General features: G+C 64.6%; 16 protein-coding genes. 2 read left to right on the top strand and 14 right to left on the bottom strand.

From position 1 onward, the window contains the following. Nucleotides 1-13: 13 nt before the first annotated feature. From AC07VY_RS05070 to AC07VY_RS05020, 11 genes are all read right to left on the bottom strand, one after another. Nucleotides 14-229 carry a TOBE domain-containing protein gene (locus AC07VY_RS05070; RefSeq protein WP_490593073.1) on the bottom strand — a complete coding sequence of 72 codons (216 nt, stop codon included), beginning with the start codon at nucleotides 227-229 and terminating at the stop codon, nucleotides 14-16. A gap of 102 nt (nucleotides 230-331) precedes the next feature. Then, complete coding sequence (locus AC07VY_RS05065; RefSeq protein ID WP_495096510.1) at nucleotides 332-1,624, bottom strand: O-acetylhomoserine aminocarboxypropyltransferase/cysteine synthase family protein; 1,293 nt, start codon at nucleotides 1,622-1,624, stop codon at nucleotides 332-334. Nucleotides 1,625-1,651: 27 nt separating this feature from the next. After that, on the bottom strand, nucleotides 1,652-2,458 hold the full coding sequence (locus tag AC07VY_RS05060) for an ATP-binding cassette domain-containing protein (RefSeq protein WP_495096511.1): 807 nt from the start codon (nucleotides 2,456-2,458) through the stop codon (nucleotides 1,652-1,654). Nucleotides 2,459-2,462: 4 nt separating this feature from the next. Then, entirely contained in the window at nucleotides 2,463-3,422 is a 960-nt protein-coding gene (locus AC07VY_RS05055; protein WP_495096512.1) for an aliphatic sulfonate ABC transporter substrate-binding protein, read from the bottom strand. Between the two features lie 24 nt (nucleotides 3,423-3,446). After that, entirely contained in the window at nucleotides 3,447-4,370 is a 924-nt protein-coding gene (gene ssuC / locus AC07VY_RS05050; RefSeq protein WP_495096513.1) for an aliphatic sulfonate ABC transporter permease SsuC, read from the bottom strand. Then, nucleotides 4,367-4,753 carry a VOC family protein gene (locus tag AC07VY_RS05045; protein ID WP_495096514.1) on the bottom strand — a complete coding sequence of 129 codons (387 nt, stop codon included), beginning with the start codon at nucleotides 4,751-4,753 and terminating at the stop codon, nucleotides 4,367-4,369. Before AC07VY_RS05045 ends, ssuC begins: the two co-directional genes overlap by 4 nt. A 25-nt stretch (nucleotides 4,754-4,778) precedes the next feature. Continuing rightward, nucleotides 4,779-5,942, bottom strand: a complete 1,164-nt coding sequence (ssuD, locus tag AC07VY_RS05040; protein WP_495096515.1) for an FMNH2-dependent alkanesulfonate monooxygenase — start codon at nucleotides 5,940-5,942, stop codon at nucleotides 4,779-4,781. 33 nt (nucleotides 5,943-5,975) lie between these two features. Beyond that, nucleotides 5,976-6,227, bottom strand: coding sequence for a hypothetical protein (locus AC07VY_RS05035; protein WP_495074605.1), 252 nt, complete (start codon nucleotides 6,225-6,227; stop codon nucleotides 5,976-5,978). A 10-nt stretch (nucleotides 6,228-6,237) separates the two neighbouring features. Next, on the bottom strand, nucleotides 6,238-7,206 hold the full coding sequence (locus AC07VY_RS05030; protein ID WP_495096516.1) for a sulfonate ABC transporter substrate-binding protein: 969 nt from the start codon (nucleotides 7,204-7,206) through the stop codon (nucleotides 6,238-6,240). Nucleotides 7,207-7,302: 96 nt separating this feature from the next. Next, on the bottom strand, nucleotides 7,303-7,890 hold the full coding sequence (gene ssuE, locus AC07VY_RS05025) for an NADPH-dependent FMN reductase (RefSeq protein WP_495096517.1): 588 nt from the start codon (nucleotides 7,888-7,890) through the stop codon (nucleotides 7,303-7,305). 43 nt (nucleotides 7,891-7,933) lie between these two features. Further along, the gene (locus tag AC07VY_RS05020; RefSeq protein ID WP_495096518.1) at nucleotides 7,934-8,950 is read right to left on the bottom strand and encodes a sulfate ABC transporter substrate-binding protein; all 1,017 of its coding nucleotides are present in this window, start codon (nucleotides 8,948-8,950) and stop codon (nucleotides 7,934-7,936) included. A 127-nt stretch (nucleotides 8,951-9,077) separates the two neighbouring features. On the opposite strand from AC07VY_RS05020, the gene AC07VY_RS05015 reads away from it, so the two are divergent. After that, nucleotides 9,078-9,902, top strand: a complete 825-nt coding sequence (locus AC07VY_RS05015) for an Ivy family c-type lysozyme inhibitor (RefSeq protein ID WP_495096519.1) — start codon at nucleotides 9,078-9,080, stop codon at nucleotides 9,900-9,902. A 59-nt stretch (nucleotides 9,903-9,961) separates the two neighbouring features. Here the strand turns inward: AC07VY_RS05015 and AC07VY_RS05010 are convergent, their stop codons facing one another. The 3 genes from AC07VY_RS05010 to AC07VY_RS05000 form a co-directional block, all read right to left on the bottom strand. Then, nucleotides 9,962-11,320, bottom strand: coding sequence for an MATE family efflux transporter (locus AC07VY_RS05010; RefSeq protein WP_495096658.1), 1,359 nt, complete (start codon nucleotides 11,318-11,320; stop codon nucleotides 9,962-9,964). A 51-nt stretch (nucleotides 11,321-11,371) separates the two neighbouring features. Beyond that, entirely contained in the window at nucleotides 11,372-12,031 is a 660-nt protein-coding gene (locus AC07VY_RS05005) for a DUF2239 family protein (protein WP_495074610.1), read from the bottom strand. Between the two features lie 89 nt (nucleotides 12,032-12,120). Beyond that, complete coding sequence (locus tag AC07VY_RS05000; RefSeq protein WP_495096520.1) at nucleotides 12,121-14,535, bottom strand: DUF3772 domain-containing protein; 2,415 nt, start codon at nucleotides 14,533-14,535, stop codon at nucleotides 12,121-12,123. Nucleotides 14,536-14,805: 270 nt separating this feature from the next. Between AC07VY_RS05000 and AC07VY_RS04995 the strand changes: the two genes are divergently transcribed. Then, nucleotides 14,806-15,294: a GNAT family N-acetyltransferase gene (locus AC07VY_RS04995; RefSeq protein ID WP_495096521.1), complete on the top strand. Its 489-nt coding sequence runs from the start codon at nucleotides 14,806-14,808 to the stop codon at nucleotides 15,292-15,294. Nucleotides 15,295-15,299: the final 5 nt, after the last annotated feature.

Here is a 15,299-nt window from a genome sequence, read left to right as displayed (position 1 = left end):
ACAGCGTCAGCCCTTACAGCTTGGCGATCGACACTTCAGTGGACTTCACCAGGGCCACGACTTCGCTGCCCACCACCAGTTGCAGGTCGTTGACCGAGCGGGTGGTGATGACCGAGGTGACGATGCCCCAAGGGGTTTCGACGTCGATTTCAGAAACGACATCACCACGGATGATTTCCTTGATCTTGCCGCGGAATTGGTTGCGTACGTTGATGGCTTGGATAGACATGGGTTTACTCCTGGTTAAAAAATCGGTTTGCTATTAATTACGTAGCCACTAGCGCAGGTAATACCTGCGCCAGAGGCCTTTTTTATATAAATCTGAAATTGCTTACACAGCCGCCAGTGCCTGGTCCAGATCGGCCAGCAGGTCGTCGATATGCTCGATGCCGACCGACAGGCGCACCGTGTCTTCGCCCACGCCCGCCTTGGCCAGCTCGGCCGGGTTGAGCTGGCGGTGCGTGGTGGACGCCGGGTGCGTGGCCAGCGAGCGCACGTCGCCAATATTCACCAGGCGGGTGAACAGCTGCAGCGCATCCAGGAAGCGCGCACCGGCTTCACGCCCACCGGTGACGCCAAAGGTCAGAATGCCCGAGGCCTTGCCGCTGAGGTACTTCTTGGCCAGTGGGTAGTCGGCATGGTCTTCCAGGCCGGCGTAGTTCACCCACTTCACCTTGGCCGCGCCGCGCAGGTGCTGGGCAATCGCCAAGGTGTTGCTATTGATGCGGTCCATGCGCAGGGCCAGAGTCTCGATGCCTTGCAGGATCAGGAAGGCGTTGAACGGCGAAATGGCCGCACCGGTATTGCGCAGCGGCACCACGCGCGCCCGGCCGATGTAGGCGGCAGCGCCCAGGGCCTCGGTGTAGACCACGCCGTGGTAGCTGGGGTCGGGCTCATTCAGGCGCTTGAAGCGCGCCTTGTGCTCGGCCCAGGGGAACTTGCCCGAATCGACGATGGCCCCGCCAATGCTGGTGCCGTGGCCGCCCAGGTATTTGGTCAGCGAATGCACCACGATGTCGGCGCCATGCTCGATAGGCCGGCTCAGGTAGGGGCTGGGCACGGTGTTGTCGACGATCAGCGGCACGCCGTGGCGGTGGGCGATCTCGGCAATGGCCGCGATGTCGGTCACATTGCCGGCGGGGTTGCCCAGCGACTCGACAAACACCGCCTTGGTCTTGTCGTCGAACAGGCCTTCAAAGCTCTTCGGGTCGCGGTGGTCGGCAAAGCGGGTGGTGATGCCAAATTGCGGCAACGTGTGGGCGAACAGGTTGTAGGTGCCGCCGTACAGCGCGGTGCTGCTGATGATGTTGTCGCCCGCCTCGGCAATCGTCTGGATCGCATAGGTCACCGCCGCCTGGCCAGAGGCCAGGGCCAGCGCGGCAATGCCACCTTCCAGGGCCGCCACACGCTGCTCCAGGATGTCCTGCGTCGGATTCATGATCCGGGTGTAGATATTGCCCGGCACCTTCAGGTCGAACAGGTCGGCGCCGTGCTGCGCGCTGTCAAAAGCATAGGCCACGGTCTGGTAGATCGGCGGCGCGACTGCGCGCGTTGTCGGGTCCGGCGAGTAGCCGGCGTGGACCGACTTGGTTTCAAACTTCCAGTTGCTGCTGTCTCTTGCCATGCTGTCTCCCGAAGGTTGTGGTGAAAATCAAATTGCCCAATTGAGACCGAAGATGGGTGTCAAATCGCCGCCCCGCGCAGGTGGAACGTGCGCAGGCTGCTCCGGTTTCTGTAGCACGCGGTCGAGGATGCGTTTTTCGATGCGGGCAAACTCGGCGTCACCCTGCGAGCGCGGCCGGGCCAGGGCGATGGTTTCGTCCAACGCGATGCGGCCGTCTTCGATCAGGATCACGCGGTCGGCCAGGGCCACGGCTTCCTGCACGTCGTGGGTCACCAGCAGCGCGGTGAAGCGGTGCTGCTGCCACAGGCTTTCGATCAGGCGGTGCATCTCGATGCGGGTCAAAGCGTCCAGCGCGCCCAGGGGCTCGTCCAGCAGCAGCAGGCGCGGCTGGCGCACCAGGGCGCGGGCCAGGGCCACGCGCTGGCGCTGACCGCCGGACAGGCGCGACGGCCATTCGTTCTTGCGGTCGGCCAGGCCGACCTGGGCCAACACCTCTTCACCACGCGAACGCGCCTCGGGCGGCAGGCCCAGCACCACGTTGTCCAGCACGCGGCGCCAGGGCAGCAGGCGCGACTCCTGGAACATGATGCGGGTGTCGTCGTGCAGGCCGTGCACGGCCTTGTCGTCTATGGACAGTGCACCGCTGCTGGCGGCTTCCAGCCCGGCAACCAGGCGCAGCAAGGTGCTTTTGCCGCAGCCGCTGCGGCCCACGATGGCGATGAACTGGCCGGGCTCAACGGTCAGCTGCGCCTTGCGCAGTACCTCGCGCTCGCCATATTTTTTGGTAAGGCTGCGGGCTTCCAGCTTGACGCCGCCCTGTGTGGTGTTGCTCATCGATTCAAGCTCCGGGTTGAAACAGGGCGGCGTCCAGCGCGTTGACTTTGCGCGGCAGCAGCTTTTCAGAGAAGAAGGCGTCTGCAATGCGCTGCTGCTCGCCCAGCACGTTGGCCACCACGGGCCGCACGGCGTAGCTGCGGCGGCTGTTGGCCTGCTCGACGGTGGCGGCGTCCAGCCCCCAGACGGGTGCCAGCAGCGCAGCCGCGTCCTGCGGTTTTTGCTTAACCCAGACACCGGCTTTTTGCAGCTCGGTATAGAGCAGTTGCAGCACCTCGGGGTGGGCCTGGGCAAACGGCGTACCCGCCAGGTAGTAGCGCTGGTACGAGGCGATGCCCGTGCCATCGGCCAGCACGCGCAGGCTGGACTGGCGCTGCGCGGCGGACAGGAACGGGTCCCACACCACCCAGGCGTCGATGGCGCCACGCTCAAAGGCCGCGCGGCCGTCAGCCGGCGTCAGGTAGGCGGGCTCGATGTCCTTGAACGACAGGCCGGCCTTCTCCAGCGCAGCCAGCAGCAGGTAGTGCACGCCGGCGGCCTTGGCAAAACCGATCTTCTTGCCCTTCAGGTCGGCCAGCGTCTTGATGGGCGAATCGGCGCGCACCACGATGGCCTGGGCAGCTGGCGAAGGCGCCTCCTGGGCCACAAAGGTCAGCTTGGCCCCTGCCGCCTGCGCGAACACGGGCACGGTATCTGCCACGTCGGCACTGATGTCGATATTGCCCAGGTTCAGCGCCTCCAGCAGCGGCAGGCCGCTGGTGAATTCATGCCAGCTGACCTTGGCACCCAGCGCCGCCAGCTGTTTATCCAGCACACCCTGGGTCTTCAGCACCACCACCAAAGTAGACGACTTTTGGTAGCCGATACGCACAGTGAAAGGAGCCACAGTTTGCGCCAGCAACGGGCCTGCGGCCACGGCGGCGATGGAAGCCAGCGCAGCGCGTCGATGGATAGAAAAGTTCATGGTTTTACGCAATCCACAGCGGGTTCATTGATAACCGGGGTGCCAACGCAGCCACCAGCGCTCTAGCCCACGGGCGAACAGATCGGCCAGCTTGCCCAGCAGGGCGTACAACAAGATGCCCACCAGCACGATGTCGGTTTGCAGAAATTCGCGGGCGTTCATGGTCAGGTAGCCGATACCGGACTGGGCGGAGATGGTCTCGGCCACAATCAAAATCACCCACATCAGCCCCAGCGAAAAGCGCAGCCCCACCAGAATGCTGGACAGCGCACCCGGCAGCACCACGTCGCGGTACAGCTGCCAGCGCGACAGGCCGTAGGTGCGGCCCATTTCGATCAGTTGCGGGTCCACATTGCGGATGCCGTGGAAGGTGTTGAGATAGATCGGGAAGAACACCGACACGGCGATCAAAAACAGCTTGGCCATCTCGTCGATGCCGAACCACAGAATCACCAGCGGTATCAGCGCCAGCGCCGGGATGTTGCGCACCATCTGGATACTGGAATCCAGCAGGGTTTCAAAAAACTTCACCGAGCCGGTCAACAGGCCCAGCAGCAAACCCAGGCCACCGCCGATGGCCAGGCCGGTCAGGGCGCGGCCAGCGCTCACCTTGACGTGGGTAAGCAATTCGCCGGACAAGGTCAGCGTCCATGCTGCCTTGACCACGTCCACCGGTGCGGGCAGCACCCGGGTGGATAGCCAGCCCAGGGACGACGCGACCTGCCAGACCACGATCAAGGTGATGGGCACCAACCAGGGCAACAAGCCCTGCCCTACGCTGGCGGCGAATGCCTTCAGCTGGGCAAAGTTGCGCGAAGGTGGGGGGGCGTCCGGGGCCTCCAGCGCTTCTGCAAATGCGTGCGGAAACGGCGTGACCTGTAGCTCGCTCTCTTGCGGCAGGGAACGGGATGCTTGTTGGTGGATGTTGTGGGAAACAGTGCTGCTCATACCGTACTCGCTTGGGATGCATCGGGCTCCAGAAACTCCAGGCGGTTGCCCGCCGGGTCTTTCACGTAAAAGCGCAAGTGGCCGACCAGGGGCTGGGTTTCCTCCAGCACCACGTCGGCCGACAGCAGGCGCCGGCGCAGGCTGGGCAGGTCCTGCACCTCAAAAGCCAGGTGCGCGGGCAGGGGGCTGGGCTGCCAGTTTTCGGTGGGCACCAGGTCCACGCGCTGGTGGCCGGCCACAAAGCGCAGCGGCGCGCCTTCGGTTGGCTGCTGGCCCACCTTGAATTCGGTCAGGCCTATCAGCTGGTTGTAGAAGCGGCGTATCTGCGCCTCGTCACCGGCCCGAAAGCCCAGCTGCGCGTGGTGGATGGAGTGGATGTTCATGGCGGCGCTCTTCTTGAAGGGGTTGTCAGCTTTGCGATGCCTGGGGTACAAAGTTATTGCCAATCACCTCGCCAAACGGGCCGGTCAAGGTCTGGCCGGGCAACTTATTGCGCAGCGACAGCGGCAGCAGCGGGAACACCAGCTCGGCGAAGCGGTAAGCCTCTTCCAAGTGCGGGTAGCCAGACAGCACAAAGGTGTCCAGCCCCAGGTCGGCGTATTCCTGCAGGCGCGCGGCCACGGTCTTGGGGTCGCCCACCAGGGCAGTGCCGGCACCGCCGCGTACCAGGCCCACACCGGCCCAGAGGTTGGGGCTGATTTCCAGGTCGGCGCGGGTGCGCTTCTTGCCACCAGCGTGCAGGGCGGCCATGCGGCGCTGGCCCTGTGAATCCATGCGGGCAAACGCAGCCTGGGCGCGGATCACGGTGTCGTCGTCGAGCTTGCTGATCAGACTGTCGGCTGCGGCCCAGGCCTCGGCATCCGTCTCGCGCACGATGACGTGCAGGCGGATGCCGAACTTGACGGTGCGGTTCTGCTTGGCGGCGCGGGCGCGCACGTCGGCCACCTTTTTAGCGACCTCGGCGGGTGGCTCGCCCCAGGTGAGGTAGGTCTCAACCTGCTCGGCAGCCAGGTCGTGCGCAGCGTCAGACGAACCGCCGAAGTACACCGGCGGGTGCGGTTCCTGCAGCGGCGGGTAGAGCAGCTTGGCGCCCTTCACGCTCAGGTGCTTGCCCTCGAAGTCATAGCTTTCGCCGTCGTGGCTGCGCGCCAGGATGTTGCGCCAGATGCGGATGAATTCGGCCGACTGTTCGTAGCGCTGGGCGTGGTCCAGATACACGCCGTCGCCCTCCAGCTCAATCTGGTCGCCGCCGGTCACCAGGTTGATCAGCAGGCGGCCGCCGGACAGACGGTCAAAGGTGGCGGCCATGCGTGCGGCCAGGGCCGGCTGGTGCAGGCCGGGGCGCACAGCGACCAGGAACTTCAGGCGCTTGGTCACCGGCAACAGCGCCGAGGCCACCACCCAGGGGTCTTCGCAGGAGCGGCCGGTGGGGATCAGCACGCCTTCATAGCCCACGCTGTCGGCGGCCTGGGCTACCTGCTTCAGGTAGTCGAAATTGACCTCACGCGCACCTTCGCTGGTACCGAGGTAGCGGCTGTCGCCGTGGGTGGGGATGAACCAGAAGACTTGCATTGCAAACAACTCCAAAAATCGCGAACGTGAAAGTTAACGGCGGGCATCGACCCGGTGGTTGCCACGGCTGGACACGCAGCGCAGATAGCGAACCGGTGCCACGCCCCAGGGGCGGAACAGGCCATTCGCTACCAATTTAGTAGCTACCAGCGCAGGTAACCCCTGCGCTGGAGGGCTAAAAAGCCCCCAACTCACTGCCGTGGTCACCAGCAGGCGCAGCGCGTTCTGTTGCACGTTCTGTTGCGTGCGTTGCTGCGTGTCTGTGGTGGGGCTGCGGGTCGCCATGGCCAGCACCTCAGGCCACGCCGGCCTGGGCGGCTTCCAAAATGCTGATCTTTTTGGGCAGCAGCTTCAGCTCCCAGAAGGTGTCGGCGATTTGCTGCTGCTCGGCCAGGATGGCCTTGGTGATGGCGACCGTGCCGTAGGGCGTGCGGTTCACCGCCACCTCGACAACGCCACGGTCCAGACCCAGCACGGCAGCGTATTCGGTGGCAGCATCAGAGCGCTGGCTGCCGGCCCATTTCTCGATGGCGCCAACCTCCTCCACCGCGATGCGCAAGATGTCGGCATTCTTCTCGGCAAAGCTGCGCGAGGTGAAGTAATAGCCGCGGTTGTTGACCACGCCGGTGGCGTCGGCCAGCAGGCGGGCATCGGCACTCTTTTGCGCAGCGGCCAGGAACGGGTCCCAGATCACCCAGGCGTCCACCGAGCCCTGCACAAAGGCGGCGCGTGCGTCGGCGGGCGCCAGGTGCACGTGCTGCACATCGGTGTAGGCCAGGCCGTTCTTTTCCAGCAGCTTGGCCAGGAAGAACTGCACGTTGGAGCCCTTGTTGTAGGCAATCTTCTTGCCCTTGAGGTCCGTCACCTTCTGGATGGCCGAGGCCTTGGGCACCACAATCGCCTCGCTGGTGGGGCGTGGCACGGTGGCCGCCGCGTAGACCAGGGGTGCGCCAGCGGCCTGGGCGAAGATGGGCGGTGCTTCGCCCACATCACCAAAGTCGATGGAGCCCACGTTCAGCGCCTCCAGCTGCACCGGGCCGGCGTTGAATTCGGTCCAGGTGACGTTAACGCCCAGCGGGGCCAGTCGCTTTTCCAGCGTGCCACGGGCCTTCAAGAAGCTCAGCACGCCTTTCTGGTTGCCGATGCGCAGGGTGCGGGTGACGGGCGTTTGGGCCAAGGCGTTGACGGCTGGCAGTGCCAGGCTGGCGGCGGATGCGCCGGCGATCAGCAGGCGGCGGCGTTGTTCAAAGTTGGATGTGCTCATGGTGTGCTCTGGTGTCTTGGGTATGCGCAGGCAAAGCTCTGCCCTGCCACTGCGCAGCGGTCAAAAGGCAAACGGTGAAAGAAGGGGTGGAGCGGTTTAAACGCTACAGCGCACGTCGGCAAACTGCACCGGCGCGTAGTGCGGCTGCACCACAGGCTTGCGCTTGCCGGTAAATGGCAGCAGGTCCACCACGCCTTCCAGCCGGCGCGCCAACTCCACATCGATCTGCTGGCCTTCTTGCGGCAACAACACCACCTGGGCATCGATGGCAAACACGCCCGGCAGGATGTGCTCGGCCGACAGCGACTGCAGCACCGGGCGCAGCGCGTAGTCCAGCGCCAGCATGTGGTGCGGGCTGCCACCGGTGGCCACCGGCAGCACGGTTTTGCCCTTGAAGGCGGTCTGCGGCAGCAGGTCCAGGAACAGCTTCAGCACACCGCTGTACGCCGCCTTGTAGATGGGCGTGGCCACCACCACCGCCGTGGCCCGCGCCACCTGGGCAATTGCCTGGGCGATGCTGGGGTGGGCCACGTTGGCCAGCAACAGGGCCTGGGGCGACAGGTCGCGGATCTGCACCCGGTCCACCTGCGCACCATGCAGCTGCAGGCGCTGCTGCACGGCGTCCAGCAGGACGGCGGAGCGGGATCGCTCCGAGGGGCTGCCGGCAATCAATAAAACGGACATGTGGTGGACTCCCAGGTTGGCGTGCGCTTAAGCTTGGACAGACTTACTTTTTTCCGTAGAACTGGTCGAAGACACCGCCATCGGCGAAGTGCGTCTTCTGCGCTTTGGTCCAACCGCCGAACAGGTCGTCGATGGTGAACAGATTCACGTTGCCAAACTGCTTGGCGTACTTGGCGGCGGCGGTCTTGTCGCGGGGGCGGTAATAGTTCTTACCGGCCAGGTCCTGGCCCACCGGGCTGTACAGGTATTGCAAGTAGGCCTCGGCCACCTTGCGGGTGCCGCGCTTGTCCACCACCTTGTCGACCACGCTGACGGGTGGCTCGGCCAGGATGGACAGGCTGGGGGTGACGATCTCGAACTTGTCCTTGCCGAACTCGCCCAGCACCAGGTAGGCCTCGTTTTCCCAGGCGATCAGTACATCACCCTGGCCGCGCTCGGCAAAGCTGATGGTGGAGCCGCGGGCACCGGAGTCCAGCACCACCGCATTCTTGTAGATGCCAGCCACGAAGTCACGCGCCTGGGCGTCGGTGGCATTGTTCTTCTTCACCGCGTAGCCCCAGGCGGCCAGGTAGTTCCAGCGGGCGCCGCCGGAAGTCTTGGGGTTGGGCGTGACCACGGCAACGCCGGGACGCACCAGGTCCGACCAGTCGGTGATCTTCTTGGGGTTGCCCTTGCGCACCAGGAACACAATGGTCGAGGTATAGGGCGATGCGTTGTTGGGCAAACGCTTTTGCCAGTCGGCAGGGATCAGCTTGCCGTATTCATGCAATGCATCCACGTCGTAGCCCAGGGCCAGCGTGGCCACGTCGGCTTCCAGCCCGTCGATGATGGAGCGGGCCTGTTTGCCCGAGCCGCCGTGTGACTGGCTGATGGTCACATCCTGGCCGGTCTTGGCCTTCCAGTCCTTGGCGAATGCGGCGTTGAAGTCTTTGTAGAACTCACGGGTGGGGTCGTAAGATACATTTAGCAACGTAATCGGCGCCTGGGCATGTGCGGCCAAGCCGGCTGCAGACAGAGCCAGGGCCACGAAGGATTGCGAGAATTGGCGGCGAGTAGTCATAAAGCTTCCACGGAGTCCATAAAGATTGCGATGGATGGATTCTGGAAGCGGCACGTAAAAACTGGAACGAATGAATTCTCAGTTGTTTATTACTTATTCATCTCATAAGCCTCGGACCCAAAGTTATATGCAGGGTCTGACCCTGCTCGGCCTTTGCCTGTGGGCGGCGGCCCCCGCCTGGTCGCAGGCACGCTTCAAGTCGGATGTCATGCGCAATTTTGGTGGCGTGTACGCCAGCAGCTGCGGCAACCCCAGCGGCCCTCGGCTGCGCGTGGCCTGGGATGCGCTGGTGGTAGAGCACGGCGACAAGCGCATCGTGGGCCGCAATGTGCAGGCCGATACCCGTTATTACGGCGCCGCCGCACAGCTGCCACATTTCCAGGTGGCACTGACCAGCACGCTGCGGTCTGGCGCCAAGCTGGACTTTGTGGTGCTGGAAGAAAAGTCCATCGTCAACATTACGCTGCAGGCCGATCCCAAGCTACAACAGGCACTGGGCAAGACCATTCTGGCGGCCAAGTACCACCGCTGCAGCAACGACAAGCCAGGCAACAAGGGCGAGGAAGCCGCCGACGAAACGCATGACGGCAGCCAGGCCACCCTGCCCGAGCCCATGAGCGATATCGAGAAGATGCTGCTCAACCCCCAGTTCAAGGCCACCTACACCCGGGCGCTGGGCCCGCTGGTGCGCGACCGCTGGCTGGCGCGGCTGGAAGGCCCGCGCCCGCCGATGCGGCGCGAGCACATCGCCGGCACCGAATACGTGGTGATTGCGGTGTGCAAGCCGCATTTCTGCACCAACTACAACGCTGCCCTGCTCTACGCTCCCCAGCAGAACCTGCTCTACGGCAAGGTCTTCCAGCTGGGCAGCAGCACCCAGCTGGGCGAACCACCGCCGATGGTGCAGACGCGCCTGGACGCACTATGGGCCGAGCAGTGGCTGCAACACTGAAGCGCTATTGAAATAGTAGCTGCCTGCGCAGGTACTATCTGCGCCAGCGGCTTATTTACTTATAAACGTCGGACCGGCTTCTTGACCCACACCAGGCGGTAGTAAGTGGTTTGCATGGCCAACATGGCCAGAAACGCCACCGGGTAGGCGGCCCAAATACCATTCAAGCCGTAGTACTGGCTCAGCACCCAGGCCACCGGCACCTCCACCCCGCCAATCGCCAGCATGGTCAGCGCCGTGGGCACCAGCACCGTGCCGCTGGCGCGCATTAGCCCCGACAAGACCATGGACATGCCCATGATGATGATGCCCCACAGCATGGTGTGCAGCAGGGTTTGGGCCAGCTCGACCACCGCCGGGTCGGTGATGAACAGGCCCAGGATACGGCGCGAAAACAGGTAGGCCAGCAGCACCAGCGCCCCGGTCAGCAGCAGATTCATCCAGATGCCGGTGCGGGCGATCTTGCCCAGCGTGTCGCCCCGCCCAGCGCCAATCGCCTGCGCACCCAGGATGGAGGCGGTGATGGCAATCGAAAACGCCGGGAACTGCACATAGGACACGATCTGGTTCACCGCGCCATAGGCCGCTGTGGCCTGCGAACCAAAACGGTTCACCAGGAACAGCACGGCGATCTCGGCCAGCGAGATGGTGATCATGGACAGGCCCGTGGGCAGGCCTATGCGCAGCACCTTGGCCAGAATCTGCCGGTCTATCCGCAGATGCGGCCGGAAGGTGGCGTCTGGTGCCAGCACATGGCGCACGCGCAGCAGGTGCCAGGCCGTCCAGGCCATGGCCACCGCAAAACCCAGCCCAGCCGCGTAGGCGCCACTGACCACGCCCAGCTGCGGCAGGCCGCCCCAGCCGCGTATCAGCGCCGGCGTGGCCAACAGGCTCACAGCGGTGGAGATCAGCAGGGTTTTCAGCGGCGTCTTGGTATCGCCCACGCCGCGCATCATGGAGGTGACCAGCAGGAATAGAAACACCGCCGGCGAGGCCACCAGCATCACCCGCGCATAGGCCGTGGCGTCGCCCAGAATGTCGGCCGGCGTGCCCAGGGAGCGCAGCAGGCCGTCGGTGAACATGCCACCAAACAGGGCCACCACCACACCGGCGTACAAGCCCACCATCAGCGTGGTGCCGGCAATCGCCTTCACCCGCTCGGGCTCCTTCGCGCCCCAGGCCTGGCCTATCAGCACGGCAGCGCCCGAGCCCAGGCCAATCATGAAGGCGATCAGAAAGAACAGCACCGGAAAAAATGCCGACACCGCCGCCATCGCGCCCACGCCCAGCATCTGGCCCAGGTAGATATTGTTCACCGTGCCCGACAGCGCCTGCAGGATGTTGCTGACGATCATCGGCGCCAGAAACGCCAGGTACACCCGCCACAAAACCCTGGGCTGGGCCGACGGCCCGGGCATGGCGGCGCCCGCAGGCACGGCCGCACTACGACTTGCATCCATATCTGTCCTTTAAAACGTATTCACGATTTCTTGGGGTTCGAAGGCGTTGGCCACGATCTTTTGCAGATGGGCCTGCACATCGGCCGGCCAGCTGGCTATCTGTGCTTCAAACGCTTGCGCGTCCGCGGCGAACAGGGCCCGACTGGCTTCTTCAAACCCGGGGGCATCGCCCGCGATGGTGGACATGAACTTGTAGCCCACGGCGCTGCAGCGGGTCACCTCGTCCTTGCGTTCGGACGCAAGCCGCGCCACTTCCACCAGCTTGCGCAGCGCCACCGAGGCTCCACCGGGCTGGGTAGCCAACCATTCCCAATGGCGGGGCAGCAGGGTCACCTCGCGCGCCACCACGCCCAACTTGGGCCGACCCGGCCCGCGCGGCGCCCGACCGGAGGCACTGTCTTCCGCCGGCAGCGGCGCAGGCTCGGCCATGGCATCCACCGCCTGTGCCTGCTGCACCAACTGCACCGCGAACTCCTCCACCGTGCCACGCCAGTCCAGCTCCAGCACTTCGCTGGTGGCGTCGTCAAACACCCAAACCGACGCAGGGGTGGCACTGTCAGCGCCGGCGTCCACCGCCATCTTGGCGCGCATGGCCACATCGCGCAGCGCCCCTGCTGCAATGCAGTTGCCGCCTTCGAAGGCGGTGCAAGAAGTATCCAACCAAGCCATATTTTTACCCGGATTTAATCAATCCGCGGATTCTACCCGGATTGAATACCCAGGCAATTTATACCCGGGTAAAAAATTGCAAACCCGGCTTACGCGGGCTTTTCAACCGGCACGACCGGATGGGTCGGCTGGATCGACTGCATGGGCACATCACGCAACACCATGGTCGACGGGTTGGACAACGGCAGCCCGGCTGCGCGCAGCTCCTTCAGCACCACCAGCAACACGTCGCTGCGCACGCTGTACGAACGCCGGGGCGACGGCACATAGGCTGTGGCGTTGAACATCAGCTTGCCATTGCTGTCTATGCCCTCCAGCGCCACGCTGGGCGCAGGCGTGGGCTGCACCTCGGGGTGGTTGGTGAAAGCCGCCAACAACACGTCCTGCACGCGCTGCACATCGGTGTCCAGCGGCATGGGCAGCTTGATCTGCACCAGACCCAGCGGGCTGGCGTGGGTGATGTTGCGTACCGTCTTGGTGATGAACTCCGAATTCGGCACGATTACGGTGGAGCGGTCGCTCATCTGGATCTCGGTGGCGCGCACATTGATGCGGCGGATATCGCCCTCCACCGTGCCCAGCACCACCCAGTCACCCACCTTCACCGGCCGCTCGGCCAGCAGGATCAGGCCGGAGACAAAGTTCTGCACCACCGCCTGCAGGCCAAAACCGATACCCACCGACAAGGCACTGGCCACCCAAGCCACCCGCTCCAGGCCAATGCCCACGGCCGACATAGCCATGGCCACCACCGTCACGCTGCCGGCATAGCCAAACAGGGTGCTGGCCGACATCTGCATACCCGCGTCCAGCGTGGTGGTGGGCAGGAAATGGTCTTTCAGCCAGCGCTTGAGCGTGCGCACGCCCAACAGCCCACCCACCACAACCGCCAGGGCCAGCAGCACCGCCGTAGGCCGCAGCTGGATTTCACCAATCGCCAGACCGTCGCCCAGCGCCGAGGCACGGTGCATCAGCTCGGGCGGCCCATCACCAAACGGCGACAGCACCAGCAGCAAGGCCACCAGCGCCACCGTGGCACGCACCACGCCAGACAGCAGCACGGCCGCCTGGTCGCGCAGGCGCCAGACTTCGGGCTCGGGTGTTTCCACCGGGGCCGATGCCAGCCAGCCCATGCACATATCGTCGACCAACATCATCAACAAATAGGCCGTGCCCGAGACGATGGTGCACCAGGCCACCTGGCGCAATACAAAGCTGCCCAGCGCCACATAGCCCAGCAGCAAGCCCACCACGCTAGCCGCCAGCACCAGCCAGAGCAGAAATGCCAAGCTGCTCAGCCACAGCGGCCGGGCCGGCACCTGGTCGGCACCCGGTCCTTCGAGCTGGCGGCGCAGCCGCTCGCCACGCATCACCGCCATCACCATGCTCAGGCCCAAGGCCAGGGCCAGAATGCAGTTCAGGGCGACGGCGGTGGCCAGGCTGGCATTTACCAGGCTGTAGAGCTGCTCGGCCAACCAGCCCGCCGTGGTCACCAGCGCCAGCACCAACGGAAACCGGCGCAGGCCAACCGCCACCGTATCCGGCATGGCCGACAAGCGCCAAGTGGGCCGGTTGGGCGACAGCAAGGCCTGGCCCAGGCCTGCCACGTAGCCGCCAAAACAGGCCAGGCCCACGCTGCGCACCAGCAAGGCATGGGGCAGCTCGGACAGATCGCTATTCCACTCCAGCCCGGTGCGCACCACCAGGGCCACCAGCCCCCAGGACAGCACCGACAGCAGCACCCGCAGCACGGCATACAGCGAGCGACGCAAGCGCCCACCCGGCACCTTGTGGCTGACCAGGTACAGCACCGCCACCTCCAGCCGATTCCGCACCAGCGCCAGCACGGCCAAGGCCGCCGCCATGCCCAGCCACACGCCCACGGTGGCAGCCCGCAAGGCCTTTACCAGTTCGCCCACCAGGTCAGCGGAGCGGCCTGCATCGGCCACGAAGTTGTCGCGTAGTTCGTTCCAGAACGGCGGCGCCAGGATGGACGCCGTGCGCTGACCCAGCTGGGCCTGGAACTGCGCGCGCCGCTGCGCGGAAATCTGCGACGCCAGTTGCTCGCTCTCCACCACCAGCAGGCGCGCCAGCTTGAGCTGCGCATCCAGCGCATTGCGGCTCTTGTCCAGCTCGCTACGCATGGAGCTGATGTCGCTGGCCTCTTTTTTGTCGGCCGGCGCGGCGCCCAGCTCGCTCAGCCGGGCCTGCACGCTGTCCAGCTGCGGCGCCAGTTCGTCTGCGGCTTTTTGCGCTTGCGCCTCGGCTGCTATGGCGGTGCTGCGCCAGGCCATCAGATCGGTCTCGGCATCCGCATCGGGCAGATTCTTCTGCATGGTCTCGATCTGCTGGCGCAGCTTGTCCAGCGAGTCGTCCAGCGCCCCCGGCTGCGCCCAGGCCGGCACGCCAACACAGGCCAGGCATAGCAGCATGCTGGCAAAAACCTTGGATAAAAACTGGCCTCTTGCGCTCATCGGTATTGGTTTGTCTGCTATGAATTTCATAAATTTATGGGCTGGCTGGCGAGCCCCCCCGGTACACCGCGGTACTTCCTGGGGGTATCCGCCCGGCCTGCAGCTGCAGCACCGTCGGAGCTACAGGCAAAGCAGTGACGGTACCATTGATGCACCCACCCCCAGTAATGCCGCCGGCGAATTCAAACCGCCAAGCTGCGGAATTGCCGACACGCTCTCGCAGGAGACTCGCCACCTGGCCTGCGGGATATCTGAGGCGAACCTCGCGCCTGGGCCACCACCCGCCACACACTGAAAACCATGCACTCTTCCAAGCTGACCATTCGAGCCGCACAGGCCTGCGACGTTCCCCTCATCCTCGCAATGATCCACGAGATGGCGGAATTCGAGCATCTGACACATCTGCTGAATGCATCCGAAGAGCAATTGAAGAACGACCTGTTCGGCCCCCATCCAGCCGCCGAATGCGCAGTCGCCACGGTAGACGCGCAGCCCGTAGGCTACGCCCTGTTTTTCCACAACTACTCCACCTTTCTGACGCGCAGAGGCCTGTACCTGGAAGACCTGTACGTCAAGGCCGACGCGCGCAGCCTGGGCGTGGGCAAGGCCCTGCTGAAGCACCTGGCCAAGCTGGCCTGCGAGCGCCAGTGCGCACGTTTCGAATGGAGCGTGCTGGACTGGAACACCGCCGCCATCCAGTTCTATGAAAAGCTGGGTGCCAGCGTGCTGCCCGACTGGCGCACCTGCCGGGTCACAGGCGATGCGCTGCAGGCCATGGCCCAGGACTAAAACGG

Source organism: Rhodoferax sp. GW821-FHT02C08, from assembly GCF_059421805.1.
The sequence above is the reverse complement of the archived record's forward strand: the minus strand, read 5'-3'. Positions and strand labels throughout refer to the sequence as shown.

Bases quoted from the DNA above. Each gene is read 5' to 3' on its own strand.
- AC07VY_RS05070 (WP_490593073.1), bottom strand. From the start codon at position 229: ATGTCTATCCAAGCCATCAACGTACGCAACCAATTCCGCGGCAAGATC.
- AC07VY_RS05065 (WP_495096510.1), bottom strand. From the start codon at position 1,624: ATGGCAAGAGACAGCAGCAACTGGAAGTTTGAAACCAAGTCGGTCCAC.
- AC07VY_RS05060 (WP_495096511.1), bottom strand. From the start codon at position 2,458: ATGAGCAACACCACACAGGGCGGCGTCAAGCTGGAAGCCCGCAGCCTT.
- AC07VY_RS05055 (WP_495096512.1), bottom strand. From the start codon at position 3,422: ATGAACTTTTCTATCCATCGACGCGCTGCGCTGGCTTCCATCGCCGCC.
- ssuC (WP_495096513.1), bottom strand. From the start codon at position 4,370: ATGAGCAGCACTGTTTCCCACAACATCCACCAACAAGCATCCCGTTCC.
- AC07VY_RS05045 (WP_495096514.1), bottom strand. From the start codon at position 4,753: ATGAACATCCACTCCATCCACCACGCGCAGCTGGGCTTTCGGGCCGGT.
- ssuD (WP_495096515.1), bottom strand. From the start codon at position 5,942: ATGCAAGTCTTCTGGTTCATCCCCACCCACGGCGACAGCCGCTACCTC.
- AC07VY_RS05035 (WP_495074605.1), bottom strand. From the start codon at position 6,227: ATGGCGACCCGCAGCCCCACCACAGACACGCAGCAACGCACGCAACAG.
- AC07VY_RS05030 (WP_495096516.1), bottom strand. From the start codon at position 7,206: ATGAGCACATCCAACTTTGAACAACGCCGCCGCCTGCTGATCGCCGGC.
- ssuE (WP_495096517.1), bottom strand. From the start codon at position 7,890: ATGTCCGTTTTATTGATTGCCGGCAGCCCCTCGGAGCGATCCCGCTCC.
- AC07VY_RS05020 (WP_495096518.1), bottom strand. From the start codon at position 8,950: ATGACTACTCGCCGCCAATTCTCGCAATCCTTCGTGGCCCTGGCTCTG.
- AC07VY_RS05015 (WP_495096519.1), top strand. From the start codon at position 9,078: ATGCAGGGTCTGACCCTGCTCGGCCTTTGCCTGTGGGCGGCGGCCCCC.
- AC07VY_RS05010 (WP_495096658.1), bottom strand. From the start codon at position 11,320: ATGCCCGGGCCGTCGGCCCAGCCCAGGGTTTTGTGGCGGGTGTACCTG.
- AC07VY_RS05005 (WP_495074610.1), bottom strand. From the start codon at position 12,031: ATGGCTTGGTTGGATACTTCTTGCACCGCCTTCGAAGGCGGCAACTGC.
- AC07VY_RS05000 (WP_495096520.1), bottom strand. From the start codon at position 14,535: ATGAAATTCATAGCAGACAAACCAATACCGATGAGCGCAAGAGGCCAG.
- AC07VY_RS04995 (WP_495096521.1), top strand. From the start codon at position 14,806: ATGCACTCTTCCAAGCTGACCATTCGAGCCGCACAGGCCTGCGACGTT.